The organism is Paenibacillus sp. 01L418, assembly GCF_056400045.1.
This window is the reverse complement of the sequence record NZ_JBFTSN010000224.1, coordinates 1-10,589: the sequence shown is the minus strand read 5'-3', so window position 1 is coordinate 10,589 and position 10,589 is coordinate 1. Positions and strand designations below refer to the sequence as shown.

Annotated in this window: 8 protein-coding genes; 1 reads left to right on the top strand and 7 read right to left on the bottom strand. The window is 45.7% G+C overall.

The annotated features are described in order from the left end of the window. The first annotated feature begins 192 nt into the window (after window positions 1-192). On the top strand, window positions 193-1,068 hold the full coding sequence (locus AC1DSE_RS22185; protein WP_477528193.1) for an arylamine N-acetyltransferase family protein: 876 nt from the start codon (window positions 193-195) through the stop codon (window positions 1,066-1,068). A 102-nt stretch (window positions 1,069-1,170) separates the two neighbouring features. Here the strand turns inward: AC1DSE_RS22185 and AC1DSE_RS22180 are convergent, their stop codons facing one another. From AC1DSE_RS22180 to AC1DSE_RS22150, 7 genes are all read right to left on the bottom strand, one after another. Next, window positions 1,171-1,449: a DUF2277 domain-containing protein gene (locus AC1DSE_RS22180; protein WP_076269556.1), complete on the bottom strand. Its 279-nt coding sequence runs from the start codon at window positions 1,447-1,449 to the stop codon at window positions 1,171-1,173. A 112-nt stretch (window positions 1,450-1,561) separates the two neighbouring features. Beyond that, complete coding sequence (locus AC1DSE_RS22175; RefSeq protein WP_441879479.1) at window positions 1,562-2,452, bottom strand: glycoside hydrolase family 43 protein; 891 nt, start codon at window positions 2,450-2,452, stop codon at window positions 1,562-1,564. Between the two features lie 220 nt (window positions 2,453-2,672). Then, entirely contained in the window at window positions 2,673-5,612 is a 2,940-nt protein-coding gene (locus AC1DSE_RS22170; protein WP_477528192.1) for a GAP1-N2 domain-containing protein, read from the bottom strand. Then, the gene (locus AC1DSE_RS22165) at window positions 5,612-6,871 is read right to left on the bottom strand and encodes a TRAFAC clade GTPase domain-containing protein (RefSeq protein WP_339208235.1); all 1,260 of its coding nucleotides are present in this window, start codon (window positions 6,869-6,871) and stop codon (window positions 5,612-5,614) included. Before AC1DSE_RS22165 ends, AC1DSE_RS22170 begins: the two co-directional genes overlap by 1 nt. Window positions 6,872-6,885: 14 nt before the next feature. Then, complete coding sequence (locus AC1DSE_RS22160) at window positions 6,886-7,521, bottom strand: beta-mannanase (RefSeq protein WP_076269552.1); 636 nt, start codon at window positions 7,519-7,521, stop codon at window positions 6,886-6,888. Window positions 7,522-7,544: 23 nt separating this feature from the next. Further along, window positions 7,545-8,831, bottom strand: coding sequence for a VWA domain-containing protein (locus AC1DSE_RS22155; protein WP_339208231.1), 1,287 nt, complete (start codon window positions 8,829-8,831; stop codon window positions 7,545-7,547). A 57-nt stretch (window positions 8,832-8,888) separates the two neighbouring features. Next, window positions 8,889-10,589, bottom strand: a 1,701-nt coding sequence (locus tag AC1DSE_RS22150; protein ID WP_477528191.1) for a transcription initiation factor TFIID, incomplete at its 5' end; no start/stop codon positions are given.

The window sequence follows — 10,589 nt, the reverse complement described above, 5'->3', positions numbered from 1 at the left end:
CTCGGTATGCTCTTCAAAAAAGTATATGTATAAGGACTTGGTCATCATGACTAACCATTCATTGAATGACGCTGTACCGGTACAGTCTTTACATTTCTACATTGTTCTCTAGCTCTTTCTCGTTTAGGATGTGATAAAGGCAATAAAATAAAGAAGCTCAAAACGATGTTTGAGCCATAGAGGTGAATCGTTATGGAACCGTTGACGAGAGAAGAAATAAAAGCTTATTTAAGCAGGCTTGKCATCTCAGATATTCAGGAGCCAACCAAGGCATTTTTATTTGAGCTTCATAGAGCCCATGTAAGAGTTTTTTCTTGGCAAACCATTGATGTTTTTGCAGGTAAGCCCGCAGGAATTCACATCAAACAATCCGTCCCGCTCCTTATCCATGGCAGAAGCGGATATTGTTTTCATTTAAATGGCGCATTTAGCCATCTTCTGCGTTCATTAGGCTACAAGGTTTCATTCCACCGGGCAGGCGTACAGCCACTAGGTGCCGAGCCTCGTATCAACTCGTTTCACCTTGGACTAACCGCTCACTTGTTGAACGAAAACAACGAAGAAGAACAATGGATTATTGATGTTGGATTAGGCGATATGCCTTTTGAGCCGCTGCCTCTTCTTGCTGGAACGTATAACCAAAACCCTTTTATTTATAAAGTAACAGAATCTCTTGTTGTTCCAAATGGATGGCGCTTAGAGCATGATCCATCTGCGTCATTTGTTGGCGTGGATTATGATTCTACCGTTTTGGCGGATATGACAGAGTTTGAGCCTAAGCATGAGCATTACAGCCGCTCCGCAGAATCTCCATGGATCAATATGTTTTTAATTAGAAATAGACATGCTGGCGGAAGCAATGAAATCCGAGGCTGCATTTGGAATGAACGAGGAACTGACGGTGTGAGGCAGACGGAATTAGTGAGTCAATCCCAGTGGCTCGAGGTGTTGGGCGAGGTTTTTGAAGAAAAACTCGTCAACTACAGCCGTCAAGAGCGGGATGAACTATGGAAAAGAATTCAGCTTGCTCATGAACAATGGAAAATAGCAAAAGCCTCATCATCATAACAAAAAAAGGCTTTTACTAACTCCTTATAGATGTCCTAATCAAATAAACCTCAGAGAAATCTGAGGTTCATTTAACTATTAGTGGTATAAGAACTCCAACCGCTAAGCTTCCGCCGTACCGAATCTTTTGGCGTTTCTTGCGCGGGCACGCTCGATTTCGACCTCTCGATCACGCGGCTCAGCTTGGGTAACTAGCGTGTCGAGCAATTTCTGGGCTGCCGCAGCCACCTCTTGTATCGCAACATTGAATGCTTCTTCATTGGCTTTCGATGGTGACTGATATCCCGATAGCTTTCGAACAAACTGGAGCGAAGCGGCAGCTACTTCCTCTTCTGTTGCCGGTGGATCGAAGTTAAATAACGTTTTAATATTTCGGCACATCATGCTCTTCCTTTCAGCATTTTATTTTGCCTGAAAGCTCTAGTTCCATGCAAATACAAGCCTTTTAACTTCGATAATAGCTTTTCTATAGAAACTTTTCAAGGGATAACAACTACCAAGCATTTGTCATAACTATCGGTTTTATCTCCCCGTCAGCAATAATCATTTTATCAATACAAAGCATACGATTCCCCGCTTCAGGGTCACCAATAATACGGCGATGATAAACAATGAGCCATTCATTACTCTCTGGCAAATGGAGGAACCCATGATGTCCTGGCCCTTCCGCAATAGGCTCTTGTCGCTCAAGCACGATGCCCTTATTCTCGAATGGACCCAAAGGATTCTCACTCACGCCATACGCAACGCAATAAGAGCCGTTCACCCAGTCACCTTGCGACCACATGAGGTAATACAGTCCATCCTTCTTTATCATACAAGGTCCTTCAACATAACCATCAGGCGTAATGGAGAGAAAGGTTTCACCATTTTCAAGTGGAATGAACCCCGTCATATCATCATTCATTTTCGCTACGTTGCAATGACGCCAGCCGCCATAATATAAATAGATCGTTCCATCATCATCCTTGAACAAATGAGCATCAATCGGCTGAGCGGAATGAATGAATCGATCAATGAGCGGTTTTCCCAGATATCCTCTGAATGGTCCTTCAGGACGGTCAGATACGGCTATCTCCAAACCGCCGATCTCATCGTTGCTTTGAATATCGTTTGTTGCAAAAACCAAATAATATTTTCCTCGTTTCTCGATAATTGTAGGTGCCCAAACCGCTCTCCACATCCATGGAAAGTCTGACATTTCAATAATGCTCTCATGCTTCTCCCAATGGATCAGGTCGCTTGAGCTGAACGCATCCAAATTCAATTGCTTCGTATATTCCGTAATGGACCTGGTAGCATAAATCCAATGCTTGCCTTCATACGTTCTCGCTTCAGGATCAGCATACCAGCCTGGGACTATCGGATTATTAATACCTTTCATCGAAAAACAGCTCCTTGTTCGTGTTGTAGTACCGATATTGTAAAATATTGCAGACCCTATGTCTCTATCATAAATTCAACTTTCTTATCCACTTTTATGACATTAATCAATTTCATCATTTTAATAGCCGATTAGCTAAAAAGAAAAAAGGGGTCGTCCCAGCAGTAGTAAAACTACTAACGGAACAACCCTTCCTATTCTTATAAATACGTTGCTTTGGTTATGGCGCAACAACACGCAGCACGGAAATCTCATACTTCGATTCACCGACTGTGATAATGCTTTTCTCCGGTATATCAACCTGCTTACCGAGGTTAACTACAACCCGGTTCGTATAGTCTGCTTCATTTATTGCAGTATTGCTCGGTTGCTCCGTCTGAGAATCGGTAGCTGTCGGCAGTGAATCAGTTTCAGCCGGTGTTGGCGTTGGCGTCGGCTTATCGGATTCTTTGGCAGTCGAATCCGTTGTTTCCGTCGGCTGTGATGAGCTTTCAACTTGATTTCCGTCAGTGCTGCTACTCCCAGTATCCGATTTGCAATCAGAAGTAACTTCTAGTGTCGTGTACGAAACTGCTTCAGCACCCGGCGTTTCTACCGTCAATGAGCTAGGCTTAAACAGTCCGCAAGCTGCTGCTTCCTTAAATGCGAAGACGAGGGTGGTCGCAGCCTTCTTGCCCACTGATGCAGCATTTTGCTCCACGTATACGATTGTATCCGGCTGGGTTATGCTCGGTTCAGGAGTCGTTTCAGGCAAAACAGCACCACCAGGCTTCACATCATCCTTGCCGCCGAAGGCAAACATAATGCCGGCTACGATTAGTACAATACCTATAGCCGATAACGATGTTATAAACGTCGATTTACGATTCCTGCGAAAAAATTTAGTCAGCGGTGAGGATAGCTCGCGMTCCGCCTGTTTATATACACCTTTAAGAATAGGGCCTGCTTTGTCAAAATGCTGCTTCCAATTGGCTCGTTTCTTAAATGCATCCCGGTCATGTTTTGTGAAATAGCTGACTACTGCAGTTACATAGGCAGGGACAAAACCTCTCGAGCGCATGAAACTAGGATGTTTTTCTGCCCATCGGAAAAACAGATATACCGTATCTTTTTGAGACGCGTTTTGCTGCAAATAGTTGAGGAGCGTGGCATAATCCACTGATTCCATATCCGAGCTGCGAAGAAACAATAGCACGAGACGGGGAAACTCAGCTAACTCCAGCTGATTGGCAAGCAATCGGCGACCAACGAGCTGCACCCGGTCGATCTCTGCTGGGGATAGATTTTCGAATAAATCTACCGTTGGCTCCGGGAATGCGAAGCATTCGTAAAGCGCCTGCAGCTCAAGCGCTGCTGATTTCTGCCTCGGATCGCTCAGCTGTCCATTCCATTTTTTCAGCTGATCCTTCGATTTGAGAAACTCGCCCAGCATGAGCTGATCCTTCGTCAATCTTTCCATATCAAGTTCAATTAACATTGCTCGATAAGCCGCAAGCTCGAGCTCCGTATAAAACTCTACCGCATCATGAGACGGCAGCTGTTTTCGCACGCCAAACTTGCCTTCACTTGCTAAGCTGCGCAATTGTTCAAGCGCTTTGCTCGTCGCTGGCAGCGAGTGGCGCTCCCGTTTCAGCTTCTCGATGAGCTGCTGACGGACCAGCACAAAAAAGTCTTCATCACCGTACAGCTTAGGATGAGCATTGCCCCACTGCTCAATGAGCTGTAGAACACTTTTGGCTCCTGCAGCTGCTTTAAGCTTTTGCTCAAGGAATGGAATAAATAAGTTTGCACTTAGCTTCGCATCTACTAAGACTCTTGTGAAAAAAGCTATACTAAAGTCAGGATTACTTTCAACTGCCGCATAGAAGGAAGCCGCTGCGTCTTGCTCACTCTGCTTTCTTGCATTTAACAATGCTAAAAGGAAAAAGGAAACCAGCTTATTTTCGATATGTTTACCTTCAATTTGATAGTATTGTGTAAACACATCTACAATGAAGGTTTCCGGCACTACTCCTTGCCTAGCACGGTCAAACTCATAATCAAATCGAGACAGAAATAAATCATTCAAGCGCATCTTGGCATCCAATGCGCCGGATGGCTGCAAATAATCCATCAAGCTCCGCATTACCGCGCTTTTATGCGATTCATATAACTTTTCGTTGCCTTCCTCGATTTGGTAAACGACGCATAGCTCATGATAACTGGCTGCTGCGAGTTCGCGCTCCTCCCCCATATCTGCCAGCATCAGCTCAGCGAATTGAAAGAAGCTATCCGTACGGTCAGGACGATCCAAGTTATCCCATGCAAAATCCAAAAAAGGCTGATCTATACTGTCCAGATCAACATTCATCATTCGGTCGTTGCCGAAATCAAACGTAAAATCCTTCTCGATGCTGCGATCCCCATTGCGGAGGCTTCCTTGCTCTACGAACGTAAGATGAACCGATTTGCGGCTTACCGGCTCTTTCGCATAGGTAATGAAACCAAGCTGCTTGCGGAAGGCGTAGGGTAAACTCGCATATAGCACACCAAGCAGCTGTTTTGCCTTGTCTGGCAGCTGTTTGATTGGAACATCAAGCGAAACATAGATCTTTTTCTTACCCCCGACTGCTGCCATTACCGCATAGAGCAGCTGTTTAAACGATTTTTCTGAAATGTTCAGCAACGAAAGGATGGAACGAGCAGACGGCTTAATCGCTGCTGCACTCTGAATCGGAAGCTCTAGCAGCTCTGCTATTTCCGTACCGCTGTCAATATTATATTGATCTGCGAAAGCGGCTTGCAGCCAGTTCATATAATCACTTGCAGGCTTACTGCTATGACCRCTTGGAATAATAAAGTTATGTGTAAAAAAAGCGCTGCGCAGACCCGTGAAGTCGGCTGCCTGATAAACACTTCTGCCAAGCAGCAAATCGCCATTATCCAAATGAAGCAAGTGCATCGTCTCTGGATACGCGGATCCGTCCTTCTCACCGCGGGTAGCCAGCTCAGTCGGGGCATCATAAACACAAAACGGATGAAGCACTTTTTTTACAAATGATGCTTCCAAACCGCTTGATTTGGCGATCGTGTCATAACCTTCCGTGGATCTGAAAATGCCGCGTCTTTCCCGTGCATACATCTGCTGCTGAATCATCCTGCTGGGCGTAGAATCGCGCACTATTCTCTTCTCCCCTCAATGAAGTTCAGCTTATAAAGCAGCCAAATGAAGGGCTCGTCTACCCGAATGGGACTGACGACGGTTTGCAGCTTCTGATCGACGGGATTGCTGCCGAGTGCGGAAACCGCATAATAAGCCGTATCCTTAAAATAAACATCCATCGTACCTTTAAAGGGACGATCGACCTTCTCGATGAAACGGCGGATTTCTCCATCAATATTTTCAAACTCGGTCAGGTTGAAATAATTGCGATGCACCATGTTGTTGAAAATATTGCTGTTCGATTTAATATATTCTCCATCTTCATCCTTTAGCGAATGAAGCATATCGCTCTTCGTTAAAACGACGGCAGTCGGAATATCCGTTTTGTTGTTTTCCTGATAAGCAATAAAGTCGCCAAACATCGTCAGAACAACGTCGCGCGGCTCGTCGTATTGGGAAACCCATTCACCGGGCTTATCGCCCAGATTCATTCTAATTTTCTCGCGAATGGAGCGAATTTGAAGCGGATCTACCATCAGCAAAATGCCTGCTGAATTTTTGATATGCTGACCATGCAAACCAAGATAATCCTGCTCTACCATACCCTCGCCAGCGACATCAAAAAATACGAGAGTAAGCGGTGGCTTCGATTCATCTTTAAAAACAAATTGAAAAATAAAAGGCTCCTGCATCTTTTCCTTTTGGGTAGACGCTAGCAGATCGCCGCGCTCAAACAGCGGCTCCTCGTAATAGGTTCGGAATTTCCGGCTAATTTCAGCGTTAAGCGGCATGCAGGCTGCATTAAAATGGTCCGCTGTCGTGTTCTGCAGCGTATGTATCAACGCGGTCATATACACCGACTTGCCTACTTGTGAAGCGCCAATGATTGAAATAATATTGCTCGGCACCTTGCCTGCTGTTACTGGAATTTCGTTGTGGCATTTTGGACAAAGTCTTCTGCGTGTCAGCTCGCCATAGCGGTCATTTATTCCAATCAATACATGGTCTGAGTAAATCCGATGCTCTTCAGGCACGTCGTTTGGATAGAGCACCGCTTCCATATCGTGTACAGAATCAAGGCCAAAACGCTCACGATACTTATTCAGCTCATCATCTTCTCCAAGCGCATAATCCTCATCATCCTCACGGGAATGTGAAGCGCGGAACACAACCTCATCCGGTGTAAATTTACTAAAACAATAGGGGCAAACAATATCATAAAACAAAGGCCTTTGCTTTGCTTCCGGCTTTTTCTTGAAAAGATCGAAAATACCCATGCGATCTTCCTCCTTTATACTGAAATCAATTCGTACATCTGTCCAGACGTTCGGCCATCAGTGAAAAACAATCGTATAAAATCCTGTTTGCCAACCTCAATGGCAGGCAAAACGGTTTTTCCAGCTGCGAAAGGCGCAACGAACGGATACAGCATGCCATCTTCTTTATTCGCGGGATAGCTGCCCTGCTTTTTCACATAACAAAGTACGTCTTTCCCAATCGGTACCTCTGTTGAAACTTGAATTTGAATCGTTTTGAACTTTCTGAACAAACCGCTCTTATTTGTAATCGAATAATGAATTTTAGCTCGGCCAGCACTTATTTCGATGCTGTTCTCGTGATTAGGCTGAAGGATGAGCTGCGGACCGCCGCTCCCTTCCAGTGCGGCATATACCGTAAAGACAAAACGTCCGATGCCCTCTAATCGGCTATGATAGCCATTATTCGCTTTATATTCTGCCTTCGTGTACAACTTGACAGTTCCTATATCCACGGGGCTTTCCGCCGCCTGCTCAGCCGGTGTTTTCCCAATGTAAACCGCTTCTATACCGCCCGGCCAAATCCAGCGCAGCGTGCAGCGGTCCTCCTCCAACACGCGAGTTAAACCGCTGATGATCGGAGAACCATCCTCTGCATCGATAAACCGCATTTTATATCCGCCTCCCGCATCGTTTAAAATCCATGACTGCGGCTGTCCTTCGTCCGTTCGCCTAACGCCTTTGTGGACTGATCTCTATTGCTGTTTTTTCTGCCGCCATCATAACGGTTTGTACTGTTATTATCCCTTATCGGAACAACAAGTGTGAAAATGCTAATAATGGCTGCCAGTACAAGAACAGCGAATAGACGTGATAAACCGTCAGAGAGCATATCCCCGGACAAGCCGGAGTCCAAAATGAAGCCAGCCAGCAAACCGCCTACAATACCGCCCGCCCCAAAGCTTAATGCCAAAAACCGATTGTCGAAAAACAATCCGAGCGACATCCCTAAAGCTGCACCGATAATGGCTAAGGATAAAATACGAAGCAGTGTATACAACGTGCTGTCCGCAAGCGATCCCGTTCTTTCGGTTAAGAGCGTCCGATTATCGATTGTATTGTAAATATTTTGGAATACGAGCGCCAGCCCGTTCGCTTCCGACACATCGTAATAGCTTCCATTGGTGGAATCAGCTATTTGCTGCAGCAAGGCAGAGCCCTTGGAATCTGCAACGCTAAGGCCTACCGTATTAATGACAATTTGCTGCTCTTGGAATTGTGCAATTTGCTTATTGATATCGGATTCGCTGAAACCGTCCGACAATAGAATGACCATTGTCCCGCGCCCAGCCTTTTCCTTATCCTTAATCGTCTTCATTGCTTCGCCAAGCGCAAGACTAAAGTTTGTACCGCCGTCCGTCGGCTCAAGTGAGTCAATTGCGGCATTTACTTTATCTTTCTCTTCCTGTGTGCTTACTTTAACAAAGGGCTGTATCAATTGTGCGGTATTGTGAAATGCAACCACCGCCACACGCTTATCGCTTTCCATGTTTTGAATCAATTGCTTCGCAGCCGAATAACGCTCGTTATCAGGATCGGTCTCCAGCATGCTTCCTGAATTATCGATGACAAGCACAATATCCTTTACCTGCTTCGCACCGCCAAAATGTGCGCCGTAAATAAATTGCAGCAATCCGCCGACTGCAAACAGCAGAACTAGCGTTGCTGGTACGAGCAGCTGCCACGATAATCCGGTATAACGCTGACGCCACGAAGTTCCGTTCAAACGAGGCGATATCATTTCAGCAATCAGGCAGGCCAGTCCAATGCATAAAGCAAGAACGCCAAAGTATAGCCCAACGACGGCAAAGCGCGGCCAGATTTCTGACAGCGCCCCCAGTATGATTTCCCCGATGACGAATCCTACTGCGCCTCCTATCAAGCTGAACAGTAAGAGAAGCCCATTTATTTTTCGTTGCATAATAACAGCACCCTTTCTACTTGCTAGTGGACCGCAGCAATTGTTGATGTATATCGCTCAGCGAAGATCAGGCAGCAGAGCAGGATCAAGCGTGTGAAATTCGTACCCATTTTGCAAATAGGTCTCATAATACACTTTGCCGTTTCGATAATACATCAAATCTTCTAAATGAAAGCCGCCCATAATATTCAACTTTTCTACACCGCTGCTGCGCTTCTCATGTACACACCCCAGCTTGTAAATGCGTGAAGATTCGTCAACGCCAAGTGCATATCGGATAAATTCACTCTCGCGATCTCCGAACAAATACTTTTCCTCATACCGATGCTCATGTGTATAGTCGAGAAGACGAATATGAACGACCGCATGCTCTTCCAGTGTCCGGTATAATCGGTGAAATAGCTCGTCCCTCGATAAAGCTTTACGATTGCTGTATGCAACGGATACATTGGCACGCAGCAGCAGCTCCTCCTCGAAAGTCTGTGCAAAAGGCTCTGCTGTCAAAATGTACTTTCGGCAAATCTCCATTAATCGCTCCAGAAACGCGGAATCTCCCTGCTGCAGGAGCTCCGTCATATTGCCGAGAAATCGTTCCTCAAAAAATATGGATGCGCCGCGTTTCTCTTCAATATCCTTCATGACAGCCGCAGTGACTCGCTCATAATACTCGAAGATGTTCTGCCCGATATAATCATCCGCTGAACGGATACTGTGCTGAGCCGCCGCATTCAGCGTTTCCTCTAKCAGCGCCATCTGTTCTACGCGAATTCGGTATTTCTCATGAAGACGCTCCAGCTCAGCAGCAAATTTACGGTACAAAGCAAGCTCAGTCTCAAGTCGTAAAAGCTGCCATTCCAGCCGGTACACCGCATCAAAAAAAGCGCGTATAAAGGATCGAACATTTTGCTTGTCCATAAATGGAAGACGCTGAAATTTCAAATCATCCACACGTTGTTCGCGGATTCGACCCAGCTCATCCTGAGCGATATCAATCTCTCTGACCAAATCGCGCATTCGAGCGCGAACAGCTGTCATGACGCTGTCTGTCTCGTTTTTCTCGTCTGTCCATTTGGCAACCTGGAAAAAGCTAAACAATGGCTGATCTTTCATATTACGGTTTACAGTGGCTCGCAGCTCATCTGAGGCCTTCACATAACCTAAGTTCACCTCAGCTGAACTAGTGAAATGCTTACGGAAGAAGATGGTGCAGCCATCTCCGAACAAGGCTTCCTCTGCCTCGCGCAGCGACATGCGCCGCAGTTGATCATAACGAATGTTGTTCGTTAGAAGACCCGACATATCGATGAGACTGTCCTCGCTTGGTACGAGATCGAGCATTCTAGTGTCCATCGCAGCTGCATCCAGCCCAAAGAAGGACAGCTTTTCCTTGCTGCCCTGCAGGTCAGCAATTTCCAGCCGTTCTTTTATTTGTTTAAAGAAATGATAGAGGACGGTTAACGCAATCGAATGATTCGGTCGTTTCACCTTGGACAAGCCCGCTGACACGAACCCCTGTCTTCCAGATTCCGTCATGAGACTGTTTTTGAAAGAAGAGTTGTTGTAGCTTACGTCACTCGATTGTACCTGTGTTTCCTTTCTCCTCCTGTTTTTCAACAGCAGAATATTGCAAATGATTTCATAGTTATCCTGCATCCCGTTAAGCGTTGTAATTCCCCGCTCATTGCGATCAGATAATACATAAACAAGATCAAATAATGGGGATGCCTTGTGGGTGACCGGAATTGATAATCCATCACC